Annotated in this window: 11 protein-coding genes; 6 read left to right on the plus strand and 5 right to left on the minus strand. The window is 58.1% G+C overall.

The window, feature by feature from the left end; genetic code table 11:
* The first annotated feature begins 62 nt into the window (after positions 1–62).
* The 3 genes from WBG04_RS04145 (at position 63) to WBG04_RS04155 (ending at position 5,354) form a co-directional block, all read left to right on the plus strand.
* Positions 63–1,664, plus strand: coding sequence for a sulfatase (locus WBG04_RS04145; protein ID WP_424313116.1), 1,602 nt, complete (start codon positions 63–65; stop codon positions 1,662–1,664).
* A gap of 17 nt (positions 1,665–1,681) precedes the next feature.
* The gene (locus tag WBG04_RS04150; protein ID WP_424313117.1) at positions 1,682–4,648 is read left to right on the plus strand and encodes a sulfatase-like hydrolase/transferase; all 2,967 of its coding nucleotides are present in this window, start codon (positions 1,682–1,684) and stop codon (positions 4,646–4,648) included.
* A gap of 238 nt (positions 4,649–4,886) precedes the next feature.
* Entirely contained in the window at positions 4,887–5,354 is a 468-nt protein-coding gene (locus WBG04_RS04155) for a LysM peptidoglycan-binding domain-containing protein (RefSeq protein WP_424313118.1), read from the plus strand.
* Here the strand turns inward: WBG04_RS04155 and lgt are convergent.
* Both lgt and WBG04_RS04165 read right to left on the minus strand, forming a co-directional pair.
* Positions 5,338–6,372 carry a prolipoprotein diacylglyceryl transferase gene (lgt, locus tag WBG04_RS04160; protein WP_424313119.1) on the minus strand — a complete coding sequence of 345 codons (1,035 nt, stop codon included), beginning with the start codon at positions 6,370–6,372 and terminating at the stop codon, positions 5,338–5,340. The two genes, WBG04_RS04155 and lgt, sit on opposite strands and share 17 nt — an antisense overlap.
* A 127-nt stretch (positions 6,373–6,499) precedes the next feature.
* Entirely contained in the window at positions 6,500–7,573 is a 1,074-nt protein-coding gene (locus WBG04_RS04165; protein ID WP_424313120.1) for a M42 family metallopeptidase, read from the minus strand.
* A gap of 484 nt (positions 7,574–8,057) precedes the next feature.
* On the opposite strand from WBG04_RS04165, the gene WBG04_RS04170 reads away from it, so the two are divergent.
* Both WBG04_RS04170 and WBG04_RS04175 read left to right on the plus strand, forming a co-directional pair.
* Positions 8,058–10,535: a hypothetical protein gene (locus WBG04_RS04170; protein WP_424313121.1), complete on the plus strand. Its 2,478-nt coding sequence runs from the start codon at positions 8,058–8,060 to the stop codon at positions 10,533–10,535.
* Complete coding sequence (locus WBG04_RS04175; protein WP_424313122.1) at positions 10,535–11,638, plus strand: hypothetical protein; 1,104 nt, start codon at positions 10,535–10,537, stop codon at positions 11,636–11,638. Before WBG04_RS04170 ends, WBG04_RS04175 begins: the two co-directional genes overlap by 1 nt.
* Before the next feature lie 275 nt (positions 11,639–11,913).
* On the opposite strand, the gene WBG04_RS04180 is transcribed toward WBG04_RS04175, so the two are convergent.
* The 3 genes from WBG04_RS04180 to WBG04_RS04190 form a co-directional block, all read right to left on the minus strand.
* Complete coding sequence (locus tag WBG04_RS04180) at positions 11,914–12,876, minus strand: transporter (protein WP_424313123.1); 963 nt, start codon at positions 12,874–12,876, stop codon at positions 11,914–11,916.
* A 198-nt stretch (positions 12,877–13,074) separates the two neighbouring features.
* On the minus strand, positions 13,075–13,872 hold the full coding sequence (gene mazG, locus WBG04_RS04185; protein ID WP_424313124.1) for a nucleoside triphosphate pyrophosphohydrolase: 798 nt from the start codon (positions 13,870–13,872) through the stop codon (positions 13,075–13,077).
* The gene (locus WBG04_RS04190; RefSeq protein ID WP_424313125.1) at positions 13,869–14,705 is read right to left on the minus strand and encodes a rhomboid family intramembrane serine protease; all 837 of its coding nucleotides are present in this window, start codon (positions 14,703–14,705) and stop codon (positions 13,869–13,871) included. The genes mazG and WBG04_RS04190 overlap by 4 nt, the downstream gene beginning before the upstream one ends.
* Before the next feature lie 279 nt (positions 14,706–14,984).
* Between WBG04_RS04190 and WBG04_RS04195 the strand changes: the two genes are divergently transcribed.
* The gene (locus WBG04_RS04195; protein ID WP_424313126.1) at positions 14,985–15,368 is read left to right on the plus strand and encodes a hypothetical protein; all 384 of its coding nucleotides are present in this window, start codon (positions 14,985–14,987) and stop codon (positions 15,366–15,368) included.
* The last annotated feature ends 35 nt before the right edge of the window (positions 15,369–15,403 follow it).

A 15,403-nucleotide genomic window follows, 5' to 3' on the forward strand; every position in this document is an offset into this window, starting at 1 on the left:
CCTGTCTTTCTGTACACTGAAGGGGTAGTCTCCTCCAGTTCAACCAAGCTCCTTAAAAAACCATGCGGACACTTCTTCTAGCTCTCACTCTGCTCGTCTCGATCGCGAATCATCCTGCGAATGCCGAAACAGCAGTCACGCCACCCAACATCGTCTTCATCCTCGCGGACGATCTCGGCATCACCGACATCAACGCCTTTGCCAGTCACTTCACGGGCGAAGATCCCGACAAGCTGTTCTACGAGACTCCGAATCTCGATCAGCTGGTGAAAGACGGCATCCCTTTCTCCCAATCCTACGCCAACCAGCTCTGTACCCCAACCCGTGCCGCGATTCTGAGCGGACGGATTGCTTCCAGGCTTGGCATAACAACCGCCACACCGAACACCCAAACGTATTTCAATCAGGGAATGACCGTTCCCGAAGGAGCCAATCCTCACGACGCCTTCGCTCACAAGGACGCCATCAAGGCCCCACAGGCCTGGATCAACGCAAACTCCAATACCGCTCTCGACCCAACGATACCCACCCTGCCAAGAGTCCTGAGCACCCATGACTCCGCCTTAATTGGAAAGTGGCATCTCGGCGGCCACGGAGTTTCCAAGCTCCAACCCTCAGCTCATGGATTCCGCGAGCTTGCCTTCCACGATGCAGGTGGCTCCGTTTACTTCAATTGGCAGAATTCGTGGAACAATCGCAAGCCGAGTTTCCCAAAACAACCGGGCGAGTACCGCATCGGCCAAGCGGGCAAGCCAAGTGGTGAAGACTACCTTACCGACGACCTCAGCCTCCGCGCCTGCAACTACATCCGCGAACAGGCGAAACGGCCTGCCGGCGCCAAACCTTTCCTCCTCTACTACTGCCCCTTTGCCGTTCACACCCCAATCCAAGCACCACCCGAAAGCATCACCAAATTCGAGAACAAACCCCAGAAAGGGCATCTCGGCCACGACAACCCAACCTACGCGGCCATGCTCGCCCACCTCGACCAATCCATCGGCGACATCCGCCGCACCGTCGAGGAAACCGGCCTCACTAACAACACCATCCTGATCTTCACCTCCGACAACGGAGGCGTCGAATACACCAATCCCGTCGCAACCGACAACCAACCCTTCAAAGGGGGGAAAGCCTGCCTCTACGAAGGCGGCGTCCGCGTCCCCACCGTCATCCTCTGGCCTGGTCGGTTCGACGGCGGAACCTGGTGTGACCAAGTCATCGATGCCACCGACTTCCTCCCCACGCTTGCCGAACTGACCGGCAACCCGCTGCCCGAAGATCTCGATGGAAAGAGCGCCGTGCCCCTCCTTGAAAACCCCACCAAAGAGCAACCCGCACGCACGCTCTACTGGCACTACCCCTTCAACGTGATCGTCAAACATCCGGACCACGGCACGCCGCTCACACCTCACTCCGCCATCCGCGTCGGTGACCACAAACTCATCTGGGACTGGCACGGCAGCCTGGAGCTCTATGAGATCCCGAACGATCCCTACGAGCAGACCAATCTAGCCGCTCAAAAGCCCGAATTGACCAAGGCACTTCATCAACAATTGAAGAACTGGTTGAAGGACAACGTCGCCGCACCCTACTTCCCCGCACCAAATCCCGGCTTCGATCCAGCAGCTCCCGGACAGGCCTTCCCCTTCGTTGACCTGCGTTGAAAACCCACCGAAACCCTGTGATTCGCAAAACCCCATTGCTCGCCTTGAGCACGCTACTCGCCGCGCTTTGCGGGCCGCTTCAAGCCAGCCAACCGAACATCGTTTTCGTCTTCGTCGATGACATGGGCTACAGCGACATCGGTTGCTTCGGCGGCGAGATCGAAACCCCACGGATCGACAGCCTGGCAGAAGCCGGACTGCGGCTCACAAATTTCCGAGTGACCCCGATGTGCGTCACCTCGCGTGCCAGCCTGCTCGCCGGCATGGAATACAGCGCCGCGGGTTATGGTAATATCAACAATGGCCTGAGCTTCGCCCAGCTCCTGCGCGACGCCGGATACCATACGAGCATCACCGGCAAGGTCCATGCCTTCAGTAATCTCAACACCGGAAACCCCAACACCGACTACGGATTCGACCGCTTCTTCGGATTCCGCGGGGGTGCGACCGATAATTTCAATGGTGACGGCACCTGGCGCCTCGACAATGCCGCCTTCAATTCATTCCCCCCCGGCTTCTACGCGACCGATGCCATCACCGACCACACCATCGATTTCATCGAAGAAGCACTGACTCAGGAGAAACCCTTCTTCACATGGGTTTGTTTCAATGCGCCTCACGGCAAACTTCAGGCCCGGGAAGCCGAGGTCCGCAAGTACTACGATCATCATATTTACAGACCGGGCTGGGACCAACTCCGGAAAGAACGCTTCGCCCGCCAAAAAGCCATGGACCTCGTGCCGGCGGACATGAAACTGGCGGAAGTCGGAACCGAAGTCCCGGATTGGAGTCTCCTCCCCGAGACTTCTCCCGACGAATGGGTGCTTCAGAAGGATTTCGAGACACTCTGCATGTCGGCCTACGCCGGCATGATGGACAGCGTCGATCAGAACGTCGGACGCATCGTTGACTTCCTTGCCGATCCCGATGGCAACCCCGGCACCGACGACTCGGTCCTTGAGAACACCCTGATCATCTTCTGCTCCGACAACGGCGGTGCCTACGCCGGCCTCCACACCACCCGGGGTGAACTGCCGTGGGACCCCTCGTCCAACGCCACCTTCAATACCGGCTACGGCTGGGGAGCCCTTCAAAACACGCCCTTCCGCTCCTATAAGCACTCCAGCTTCGGCGGAGGAATCCGTAGCCCTTTCGTGGCCCACTGGCCCGCTGGAATCAGTCTGCCCGGCGGGACCATTCTTCACCAAGCAAGCAACCTCTGGGACTTCTACCCGACCTTTCTCGAACTCGCCGGAGCCAGCTATCCTTCCAGCTACGGCGGGAAAAACCTGCCCCCCCTGATGGGCGAAAGCATCGCCCCTCTGTTCAGTGATGCGAACTCCACTGCCGGAAGCGATTTCTTCATCAGCCACTACGACTCCCGCTCAAAAGCTCTACTCGATGATGGCTGGAAGATCGTTCGCTATGCCGACGGCCCCTGGGAACTCTACAACGTCGACAAAGATCCAGGCGAGCATCACGACCTCGCCGGCGCGCGCCCCGCCCTGCGCGACTCCCTGATCGCGCAGTGGGACGCGCACTTTTCCGCCAATCCGCCTCCAGGTTCACCAAACGGTGTCTGGAACCTGCCTCCCGGTGACACCCATCGCGGCTGGGGTTTTGACCGGATCAGGGACGGATTGCTGAGCTCGAACCCCGAATACATGGCGGGGAACGTCCCGCTCGACACCGACCTCAGCTTCACCTTCGAAGGAGCCGTCAACTTCAACGACACCGTCGGTAAAAAGATCCGCCTGCAGCGCTACGGCAGCCCCGAGATTCTTTGGGAGGCCGATCCCGACCAGAACCATCCCGCCCAAGGCAGCACCAGCATCACCTTCACCGATCTCCCGACTCTCGAACCAGGCGCACACTACTACGTGACTTGGGATACCGGTTGGGCAAAATACAACGACGGCGGCACAATCCGCAATGTCGCCTCCGTCCGCGAAGCCGCCTTCGCTTTCCGCTTCAAGACCGCTTCGAATTTCGACGCCCGCCTTGAAGACACGCTGAGCGTGCCGCCCGGCGGGACCGCATTGCTTGATGAGGACAATTCCAACAACGGCACCCCGGACCTCATCGACCAACTGATGGCAGCCAGCACCGGCAATGCCAAAGCGGGAATCACCATTTCCCACGACGACACTACCAACCCCGCCACGCCGCTGCTGGATTTCAGCAGTCGCCATATCAACAGCAACGCCGAACTTGCGATCGAATACTCACCGGATCTCACCACTCCTTTCGCTCCGATGTTCTCCATCGTCGGCACAAACAAGTCCGTGATTGGAAATGCTGTCGCGGAATCCTTCAGCCGACCTTGTGGTGATAAAGTGGACTACACCCTCCGCCTCGATCCATCCGTCTTTCAGAATGGTCGCGGTTTCTTCCGCCTCGCCGGGGAAGTCTCGGGTGAAGTGCCGCTGGCCATCTGGACTTTCCGCGGCAATTCGCTGGCTCCCGTCAAGCTCTCCGAACTCTCCACCCCTCTGGACGCCACCTACATGGGCGGCAACTCGGGCATCATCAGCAGCGCTGGCAGCTTCAGCTTCGACGATCCGATCACCGCGTGGAGTGGTGGTCAAATGCCAGCCACGGCCCTCGGCACCCAACTCCAAACCGCCCTCGTTGCCGAAAGTGAGATCGAAGTGACCCGCGTCACCTATTCCGGATTCCTATGGAGCGACCGCGCGGCAGGCGCGATCACCACCGTCGAAGCCGACCTCGTCGCCTGGCTCAACGACGCCCTCGACACCCCCGGTATCGTCTCCCCCAAGCGCAGCCTGGTCCTCGGCAACGGTGGCTCACTGCTCACCCCCTTCTCCGTCAGCTACCCGGTCAACGGCAAGGTGCTCGGCGTCTCCGATAAGTGGGACCTCCGACTCCGACTCCGGGACACCAACAACGCCGCTTTCACCTTGGAGGAGGAAGGCTTCGGAATCGATACCGTCACCGTGTTCGGCCGGAAAGCCGAACCTTGAAGCTCGAGAATCCGCCACTCAAGTCGCTGGGCCGCAGGTGCCCCACTACGACGAACGGCGCTCTACCGGCCGGGCTGGGAGCCCTCGTTTGGGAAGGAACGCGGGCGCTGGCTGACATCAAGAAGGTCTGAAATCAGCGCAGAGACTAGATTTCGCAGCGCTACCATCTTCATTCGCATAAAGTTAACTTTCCCGAATGATGTTTTGCCAAGTGCTGGAGAACCCGCATAATCCGCCCATGCCGAAGTGCCTCCATTCCCTGCTTGTAGCCGCGACCGCCCTTGGCCTCGTCGCGTGTCAGGGCACTTTCAGCACCGCGGAGAATCCGACCGGCACCGGCCCCTTCGACAGCCGGGGAAACTACGTTGAAGCGTGGGCCGACAACCCTTCGAAATGGAATGGCCGCTCGGTTCCGACGCCGACAACGCCCCAAAAGCCACCTCAAGTCGCGAGCAACAACACGCCACCGGTGGTGGCGGCAAGACCTACGACCACCACCATCAGCAATCCCACTCCGAAGCCAAAGCCCGTCGTCAAACCCAAGCCAAAACCAAAACCCTCTTCCACCATTCACACGGTTCGGAAAGGAGACACCCTCTACGGCTTGGCGAAGAAATACGGTACCAGCGTTGGAACGATCCAGCGGGCAAACGGGATCAAGGGATCGACGATTCGAATCGGCCAGAAGATCAAGATTCCGCGTTAAGCGTCTTGGTGGGCCCCTTCTTCACGGCCACTGCGATAAAGACCGCGCCTGCCGCGATCATGAAGAGCGACAAGAATTGTCCACTGGTCATCGCTCCCACCATCTTTGAGTCGGGCTCCCGGAATTGCTCACAAATGATCCGGAAGACCGCGTAGAGCACGAAGAACAAACCTGTTAGAAGGCCGTTCGGTGCATGGGGATACCTTACTCTTACCCACCATAGAATCGCAAACAGTAGCGCTCCCTCGAGCAGGGCTTCATAGAGCTGCGACGGATGACGGGCTTCGAGAAAAGGTTCAAGCGCTACGGTGATCTCAGGATTGGAAGCACTCCCGAACGGCACATGCTGCTGAAACGACATCGCCGCCTGATAGATCGAAGCATCCCGAGGAATTCCGTCCGCTCCCAAGTACGGCACAAGCCGTGGTTCGACTTCAGCCGCAGCCAACATCGCGGGACCAAATGATTCGTTTTCGATCATTTTCCGGTCCACCAGTGTCGCCGGAAATTTCATCGCCCAGGCCACGCCCTCGGCCGTCCGTCCGTAGAGCTCGCCATTGATGAAATTCGCCAGGCGACCGAAGAACAAACCCAGCGGTGCCACCACGCAAAGCCCGTCGCCAAGCCCGGTCCACGAGACCTTCTTCTTTCTCGAATAGAACCAGGTGAATACCACCAGACCCAGCACCCCGCCGTGACTGGCCATGCCCCCTTCCCAAACCCGGAAAATCACCAAAGGATCTTCGGTAATCCAGCCCCAGCCGTGTTCCCGCGGCCAGTACCACAGCATGTAGCCAAGCCGCCCCCCGAGGAAGACCCCGAAGATCGCCGCTGCCGAAATGAAGTCACCCGCAGACCCCGGCGGCAGCACCCACAAATTCCGCCGCGACAGCCGCTCCAAGAGGAAGGCTCCGGCCAGAAAACCTGCGAGATAAGCCAGTCCATACCAGCGCAACTGGATCTGATCGGTGATCCGAAAAATCACCGGACTCAGGTCATGAACATAAATGGCGAACACGGGCGAAGCTCACACCATTTCCCCGCCAGCGGCAAGCGGCACATGGAAGGAGCGACGCCCACGTCGCTCTACGTCGGACACCTCGACACCCCAACCCTTTGTGGCACGAGGGCGTGCCACCTCCTGTTCACAAATACCGTGTCAGCTCGCCCACCGCTTTCTCATCCAGCTGCCTCGCCAGCGCCGTCGCCAGCGCCACCATGTGCAGGTGGTCATTCAGATCAATGATCGCATTGTGCGAGTGAATGTAGCGGGCCGGAACACCGAGCACCACACAGGGGATCCCCTCATTCGCAAGATGGAAAGAACCCGCATCCGTCCCACCACTGCGGCGCACCGTGACCTGATACGGAATTCCCTCCCGTTTCGCCGTCTCGATCGCGAACTCGGCGAAACGCGGATTCCCAATCGCACTGCTGTCGAACATCCGGATCTGCACCCCGGCACCAAGCTGGCCCTGACACTCCATCCGTGGAAAGCCCGGCGTGTCATCCGCCGGCGGACCTTCAAGCACCACCACCGCATCCGGTTTGATGAAATTGGCTGCCGACTTCGCACCACGCAATCCGACCTCCTCCTGCACCGTGCCACCGAGAATCAGACGATTGTCCGTCGCCCCCGCCAGCAATCCGCTATGGATCGCCCCGGCCATGCCGACGCGATTGTCGAACGCCTTTGCCATGTAGATGTCATCCTTGGCCATCGAGGTGAAAGCGCTCACCGGCGCCACCGGATCGCCGAGATTGATCCCGAAATCATGAACCACCTCATCGAACGATGAAGCTCCCACATCGATGAACAATTGATCGATGCTCTGCACCTGCTGTCGCTGCGCCGGAGAAAGAAAATGCGGCGGCATCGAAGCCACCACCCCCACGATCTTATCGCCGCTCTTGGTGCGCACTTCGACCCGCTGGGAAAGCAAGGAATGCTCCCACCACCCGCCGAGCGGCACAAAGCGCAGGAAACCTTCCGGCGTGATGCTCTGCACAAGGAAGCCAACCTCATCCATATGGCCAGCCACCAGCACCCGCGGACCCTCACCGCCACAGTCGCAGAACACCGAACCGTTGCCGTCCGCCGAAAGCTCACCGGTCTCGCTCAGCTCATCGACAAAGATCGCACGCACCTCGTCTTCATGACCCGGCACCGAATGCGCTTCGGTGAGTTCCTTCAATAGGGAAAGTGCCTTGTCTCGCATGGCCGGAAAACTACCCGGCCGGAGACTTCCGCCAAGCCGGAATATGGAGAAGGACGACGGATGCCCTGACCACCTTAGCTTCCCTAGCCACCTTAACTTCAGCGCCCATAACCAAGCCTTTGGCAGCGGGCGGATACTACAAGATTCTTTCCCCGACCCGTTTTCCCAAGTCTCGTCACGCCCCGACTCCGACCTCGCTAACGGAGGGGGCGGGTGGTTGAATACCGTCGTAATGCGTTCATGACGCATCTACTAAACAAACAACAAAGCTTTTGCGACCAAAAGCTGCTGGGCTGCCATCGAAACCTCCAAGTTCTTCATGCCCTCGGAAAAGACAGAGCTGTCGCGCCAAATCGGCGCGGCTTGTCGCGTCTTTTCTGAGAGGCGCTTGGAGGTGCCTGATGGCAGGGCGTGGTCAAGTCCGCGCCCTTTGTTTCTTTGGTAAGTCCGGCCGAATCCAACGAATGCAGCTCCTACGACTTCCATGAAATTCTTCCTTTATTTTCTCTTTATCTGCCAATCCGCGTCATCGCTTCAAGGCCAGACCGACCCGACTGTTACCGCTCAAGAAAAGTCCTACCGATTCGGCGTCCTACAAAGACCTCTTCCACCCGAGATCCAAAAACTAATCAAAGAACTGGGTCGAGCGCCTAAGAATGATCTCGACCGTGACGGATGGGACGACCTTTGGCAGCTGGTTTACGGCTTTTCCCGTGACGGTAGAAATTTTTTCAGGCATCTGCAGCCCGATCCCACGGGCGATGCTGATGGTGACGGCATCTCGAACTTTGAAGAGATGTTGGACATGAGAAATCCTTGGGGCGCGGATGTCCCGATTCGTAAGCTGACGCCAGAGGAGGTGAAAACTGCCCGTGCCGCAGCCTACCGAGCGGCGCGCAAGAACGACGCAAAGGTCGTATCCCGCTATCAAGAACTGCTCGATTCGAGAGGCGTTCTGATACGAGGTGAAGAGCGAGAGCTTGAGAAACCCGCCCCGGAGGACAGTGGTGAATATACGGGAGATGAAACCTCGTTCTACTTCCCCGATCTTTCTTCCGACCCAAGTCGGCAGATGTTTTGCACGACCGCAGGCGGACCGGAGATCATCTTCGCGGAGCGCTTGTCGGCCGGGAACTTCTTATTCGCTTGGGAGGGGGAGGACGAAAAGCTCTACGACGTGGAATGGTCGAATGACCTCGAAAAATGGCATCGTGGCGGACAGCGGCTGCCGGTAATGGGCGGGGTAGGAACCTGGGGACAACTCTCCTTGGCTCAAAAGCGCTTTTACCGGGTGACCGAAAGCGACGTTCTCGACACGATTCCAAGTGATCCTTCTGGCGGCGACGGGATCTCGACTTTCGGAGCGACATTGACACCCGTTTTGAGCAACGGTGCTCCACACACCTACCTCGTTACAGTCAATCTTCCTGCCGGGGTTTCCGCGAGCGGAGTTGAGCTTGTTGTCGATGGTGAAGTCCATTCCCAGTGCGCAGCCACGGGGACTTCAGAAGTTTTCTCCGGTCCCATCTACCAATGGAGCCTTTCAGAAGGATCTCACACGATTCATGCATTGGTCCATGCGGACGGGGAAACCACGGCTGCATTCGGCCAGTCTGGATCCGGCGTTCTGAGAAGTCCTTCCACGACGTTTTCCCTGGGTCAGAATTATCAAGCTGTCGCGTTCCGCGTCTCCGAAACTCAAATCGCTGCCGACGATCCTGATTTGCCCGCGCTAACCGAGATTGCCGTTGACATCCCATATGATCCGCAAGGGGCCGGCTCAGTGCAGATCCTTGATGAGGAGCAGAACCTTGTTCGCGAGTGGGAATGGGGGCTCGACGACTATCCGTTAGAATTCCGCCAGGCGTGGGACGGGACTGACTATAATGGGTCCCCGGTGGCCGGAGGGTCGTACAGCGTCGAGCTGAATTTCGGTGGCGGGGGCTTCAATGGCGGTACTTACACGGTCGCCGCCGGCCAAAGGACATGGGAAGCGCTCTGCCTCATGGAGGGACTCACCACGGTCCCGAAAATCCCCGAGGGTCTAGCGGCACCCCCTGCCTGGAACGCGTATGCGAGCCAATTCCTTCCGACTTGGGCTCACGATTTTTTAACATCCGGGAATGGTTGGGACGGCACCGCACATGTCAATACATCGATCCATTCGGCTTGGGGGCCATGGGAGCGACTTGGATCAATTACCAACATCGTCGAGGAAATCAAAGGGAGGGCGAAAGACGACCAAGGAAGAAAGGTGTTCGGACTTGGGAATACTGGGAAATGGAGGATCCGTCAGTGGCAAAGCGGTGCCAGGTACAATGACAGCGTGCCGGATCCGGTCGCAGCTTTCGTTGCAGGCCAGAATCCGTTCAATGACTACGAGATTGGAGTTTTCCTCGGACACGGCGTCGCATGTAAAGGTGAGCCCAAGGCTGGGTCGATGGCAATACCCCGCCCACCGCAGCATTATTTTCCCCTTGTCACCAACACGGCGACTGGTGCTGCGCACTGGGTGGGCAGCGCGGTAATGCCGAAGTACGGAACCACAGGAAGCAAACTGAAGTGGATGTTCCTCATGACCTGCAACCCCCTGCTAGATGTTACAGGCAATGCAATCTACGACGCCTGTAAGGCCAACGGCTCACTTCCCTTCGGTCCCGAACTTCATGTCCTCTGCGGCTACAATTCCAAGATCTGGCTGGAAAAGGGAATGGGCACACTTCTCAGTGACGCGTTGGTTAACAGGATCAATGGGCAGCAGTTCCGTGATGGGACCGTAGTGAACGCTTGGGGGCACGTCTGGGACAGATCGGACAACAAGAACCAAGGAAAAATCGCCCGGGCGGTTTACTGGCCCGCGTGCAAAGATGACACCATCTATGGCGTGAAGCATGAGAAAATCGGTAATCCTCCTGCCAATGCCCCACAATCTGCATTGGAAGAGCGCGATTTCCCCAACTGATGAAGACATTTATCGCTATCTTATCTACTGGTTTTTTCGCTGCTGCCGCCGCGGAGGAGCTATCTGTTAGCCTAGTGCCTGAACGACCGTTGGGCTCACGCAAACCCGCGCATTTGCAGTTCCGCGAAGTCGTCTGGAGCACCGACAGCCCGTGGTTCCACAAACCCGCGCCAGTCTGTAAGGTGGTGATCAAGCCGCTGGACCTTTCTCTCGTGAAACAGGAGGCGCAACGGCGCGGTTTTGTTCGCGAGGAGCTTGAGCCCGGCAGGCATGGCTCGAATGAACCGGGTGCCATCAGCTACGCATCCACCAAGCCCCCGTGGGTGGCGGGTGGCGGGTTTCCGATCAGCCGCTATATATTCTTCGGCGTCGCCAAGTTCGACGAATTTGAAAGAGACGAGCACAAGATGGCTGTCGTCAAGCCTTTGGCGACGAAAGAAGAAAGCGTGGCGATATGCCGGGAGTGGATGAAAAAGCTGGGCATCGATGAAAGTGAATTCTATCGGCAGGGTGACTGGCCGGAGGGTTTTGAAGTGAATGAGTCGACTGGCCGAGTTTCGAGAACCCATCCCATAACCAAGGAAAAGGTTATCGCCCACTTCGGGCAGCAGCTTCGTTTCGTCCAGCAGATCGGCGGATTGCCTGCCTACTGGTCCGGCTTCGGCGGCAACATCATGTTTTTCATCGGTGACGGCGGCGAGTTCTGCGGCCTGAACGGCGCGATGCGGGCTTGGGAGAAGATAGGCGACTACGAAGTGCTCGACCGGGCTGAAGTGGAAGCTGCCGTAAAAGAGGGCTTCGCGTGGGTTTTCGACCCAATCAACTGCGAGCGGGTGGAAGTGATCGAGGTGGAGCTCGACGCTTTCCACTCGGACTGGGACGCACCGCAAGTGGACTTCCCCCTGATTTTCAGCCTTCGTTGCAAGCTCCATGGCGGGCCGGACAACGGCTTGGAGAAAGTCATCTCGCTACCCGCTCTCAAGCAGCACCGCGACAAGTATCCTTCGCTTGAAGAGCTTGCCCGGAAAGCCGAGCGCGAGGCAGTTAGAGAGGAAGCCAAGCCCGATCCCTTCGAGATGGATCCGTCAGAATCCCCACATTGACGAGCGTGTCTTCACTTTCATCTCTCGCTTCCTTTCGCCAGTCATTCCTCCACATCGATTTGAGATCCTCTTTCTAAAGCCTGAAGTGCACGAGCCCTGCTACTGGTCCTGCCACCAAGCGACCGATCCCAGTCCCTCGCCGAGGCGTCACTTGATCGCATGACCTTGCCGTCGCGCCCGCCCGGACCGCCAAGCAGGAAAACAGATCTTCGCTTCCGGACACAAAAAGGCCCCGGACGGTGAATCTCCGTCCGGGGCCGATTGATCAAAACACTTTAGAATCTCCAAACGAGGTCGAGCGTCCAGCGATCCGCGATGATGCTGTCGTTGGAATCGGTCAGAGGAATCTCATACGCAAGACCGAGGTCGACGCTATCGGAAAGGCGCGAACGGAAACCAAAGGCTGCCGTGACCAGATCGCGGTTCACCGAGGCATTGGAAGCCCCGAAGTTCAACAGGTCATTGCCTTCAAAAGTCGCGACAACCGGCACCGCACCTCCGGCCTGCTGGAAGAAATTGGGATTGCCGCTTCCCGCCGAAAGAACATGGAACCAGTTCACTTCCACCAAAGGAATGAACCATGGCATGACCTCGTAACTGACATGAGCACTCAAGAACGAGGAATCCGACAACTGGCTGTCGAACTCCAGATGAGCTCCCGCTCCGGCAGCCACCTGCCATCGGTCCCACACCTTGACCGTGCTGACGATCAGATTGATGGCGCCATCTCCTTCTCCCTGAAAGACGCCCGAACTGCCGGTAGGAACTTCGACCGTAACCGTTCCGCTCACGGCGAAGGCATTGGCAGGATCGTAGATGAAGGCATACTTGGCACCGGCGGCAATGTTGGCAAAGCCTGATTCATTCGACCAGAGTGGTCGGGTATCCGGCCGAATCCGAACGTAGCCGTCCTTGGTCGCGACCAGTGAGAAACGCTCATTGAACGCGTATTCAGCCTGCAGCGCGTAGATTTCCACATGCCCTCCCATCGGCACGCCGCCGATTGTGGTATTCACGTAGTTCGGCAACTTGTGATACATCGCAATCGCGTGAATGTTGGTGCTCGGCACCGCGAGGTCGAACAAGGTCGGGTTACTGATCGGACGACGCGCGTCTTCAAATCCGTTGGTAACTTCAAGAACGGGTGCAGCAATTTCCGGGGCGACGGTTCCAGCAGTCGAGGTGACCGCCGTAGCTCCGAAGATTCCAGCAAAGGCAAAGGCAAGGGTTTGGTTCATGGCTTGCAGGTAGTTGTATTAATAGTGAGCCGACGGAATTGCCGGACGCCACGCATCACAAAGCCCCTGCGCATTTTCTACTATGCGCTTCTCCGCCGACACTGCGCATTTCTTGCGCCTCGCTCAAAATCAATACCCTAAGGGGCTTTCCAAGCCCTTCAGCCCCGCCCCACCAATCCTGAAAAACAGGCTGATCCGCTACTTCGCCGCCTGCCAGGCCTCCTCCATCTCGTCCAGCGAGGCCTCCTCCAAACCTGACCCGGCTTCCTTCAGCGCATGCTCCATTTTCGCAAAACGGCTTTCGAACTTTTCATTCGCCGCCGCCAAAAGCACTTCCGGATCGATCTTGCGGAACCGCGCCAGATTCACCACGGAGAACAAAAGATCACCGAGTTCCTCTTCGAAAGCAGCCGTGTCGCCGGACTCCATCTCCGCCGCCAATTCATCGACCTCCTCCCGGATCTTGCCGAGCACTCCGCTTTCGTCCGGCCAGTCGAAACCCACTTTCGACGCTTTCTTCTGCAACTTCGCCGCCTTCAACATCGACGGCAGGCCCTTACCCACTCCATGCAGGTACGGCTTCTCCTCGTCACCCTTCTCCGCCCGCTTGATATCGTCCCACTGCTGAAGTACGGCATCTGTCGTACTCGCATCGCTCACCGCGAACACATGCGGATGCCGACGGACCAGCTTGTCAGCAATGCCGCGAGCCACATCGTCGATGTCGTAAGCCCCATCCTCAGCAGCCAATTCCGCGTGAAAAACCACCTGAAGCAGCAGGTCACCGAGCTCTTCCTTCAGATGCTCCCAATCACCACGACGGATCGTGTCGATCGTCTCGTAAGCCTCTTCGATCAGGTTGGAAACCAGACTCTCGTGCGTCTGCTCCGCATCCCATGGGCAGCCACCCGGCGCGCGCAAGCGATGCATGATGGCCCGGAGCCGGTCGATTTGCCGCCCCTTCTCCGGGCAGTCGATCATTTCAGCGTCGGTCATGGTTTCTTGTTGGCAGCTCTGGCCAGCGTCTCGCGTTCCTGATCGGTCAGACTGTCGGCACCCTCGGCGGAAATCTTGTCGAGAATCCGGTCCACTTCCGTTTCCTTATCGAGGTCCACCTCGGTCCGAGGCCTGATTTTAGGGCTTAATCGTCGCCGGAATTCCTTTGGCCGCAGGATCTTCCTCTCCCGCTTTCCAAAGCCGATCAACCACGGATGCTTCATCAGCACAAAACCCATGATCGCCCCTCCGAGGTGCCCGGCCTCACCGCCTTCGTTGTTGAAGAACCTCGAATCCGGAAAAACCAGCCCGCCGATAATCGTTCCCGCGGAAATCACAAAGAGCACCATCGCCATCTGTTTCATCGAAAGCTCGATCGGCGGAAAAAGCAGACGAACGCGGGCCGCCGGAGCGAGCACATAGACCGCGCAAAGCAACCCATAGAGACCTGCTGAAGCCCCTACCAGTGGTGAGGTCACCGAGGCGTTGGGAAGCACGTTCAGGAAGTAAAGCAGCACAAAAAACACCGCGCCACCCACACCGCAAAGCAAGTAGTAGATGATGAACTTCTTGGCACCCCACCACTGCTCGACGAAAGGACCGAAGAAAAACAGCCCGATCGAGTTCAGCATGATGTGAAGAAACGAATCATGCAAAAACTGGAAGGTCAGAAACTCCCAGATCCTCCCTTCAAATACAGCCGACTGAATCGCAAAGCAGCCCCAACGATTGAGCGGACCCCAACTCATGACACCGGGAGGGTAGCCATTGGGCCTGAGAAACACATCGATCACAAAGATCCCGATATTCAAAATCAGTAGCCACTTCGTCACCGGAGGAAGTGGCGGAGGACCGACGCGCCTCATCTCCCCTCTCGCATAATCCCGATCGTAACCTGCCATTCCGCGCTCGACTTAGCATGGAGCCCGTCAGGCTGCAAGGCAGGGCCAGCAACCGATCAAATGGCCCTGCATTCATACCAATCCCGCATAAACATGAATCCTGTTCCCAATCAAGCCACAAATGGCAAAAAAGTCACCTTCAGTGAAATGATTCTGATATTCCGGCACGTATGGTGCTCAGGCATTCAGTGTCACACCCACCACCCACACATGATGAAAGTAGAACACAAAAACATGCTGCCCGATACCCGCTCGGTGGCGTCCGAGCTGACCTTTGGTGACAGCTGGGACTCCACCGCGGTTTCCGGGCTCATTCGCTCGAAGTGCTCCTTCGGCGAAACACCGGCCTTCCTGTTCCTGGGAAGGAAAGAAACCGAACTGCTGCGAGAGCACCTCGCATCGGCCTTCGGTTCCGAATCGGTGCTCACCCTCCACGACTCCTATTTCATGGGTCTCGAGGTGGTTGAGCTCAACTGCGATTCGTTCGTCCACGTCGCCGGTCGGAAGACCTCCCGCGTGCTTCAGGATCCGATCGCCCGCCGCCCCGCGTGGCGCGATCGGGAAACCGACTCACTCTGGGGCCTCCGGCTGTAACAAACATTTCCCCCCGGGGCGGCCCGCGTTTCTTC

Source organism: Haloferula sp., from assembly GCF_049672945.1.
In the GTDB taxonomy this organism is placed as follows: Bacteria; Verrucomicrobiota; Verrucomicrobiia; order Verrucomicrobiales; family Akkermansiaceae; genus Haloferula.

Coding starts and splice junctions, on each gene's coding strand:
- WBG04_RS04145 (WP_424313116.1), top strand. CDS start 63: ATGCGGACACTTCTTCTAGCTCTCACTCTGCTCGTCTCGATCGCGAAT.
- WBG04_RS04155 (WP_424313118.1), top strand. CDS start 4,887: ATGCCGAAGTGCCTCCATTCCCTGCTTGTAGCCGCGACCGCCCTTGGC.
- WBG04_RS04165 (WP_424313120.1), bottom strand. CDS start 7,573: ATGCGAGACAAGGCACTTTCCCTATTGAAGGAACTCACCGAAGCGCAT.
- WBG04_RS04170 (WP_424313121.1), top strand. CDS start 8,058: ATGAAATTCTTCCTTTATTTTCTCTTTATCTGCCAATCCGCGTCATCG.
- WBG04_RS04175 (WP_424313122.1), top strand. CDS start 10,535: ATGAAGACATTTATCGCTATCTTATCTACTGGTTTTTTCGCTGCTGCC.
- WBG04_RS04180 (WP_424313123.1), bottom strand. CDS start 12,876: ATGAACCAAACCCTTGCCTTTGCCTTTGCTGGAATCTTCGGAGCTACG.
- mazG (WP_424313124.1), bottom strand. CDS start 13,872: ATGACCGACGCTGAAATGATCGACTGCCCGGAGAAGGGGCGGCAAATC.
- WBG04_RS04195 (WP_424313126.1), top strand. CDS start 14,985: ATGATGAAAGTAGAACACAAAAACATGCTGCCCGATACCCGCTCGGTG.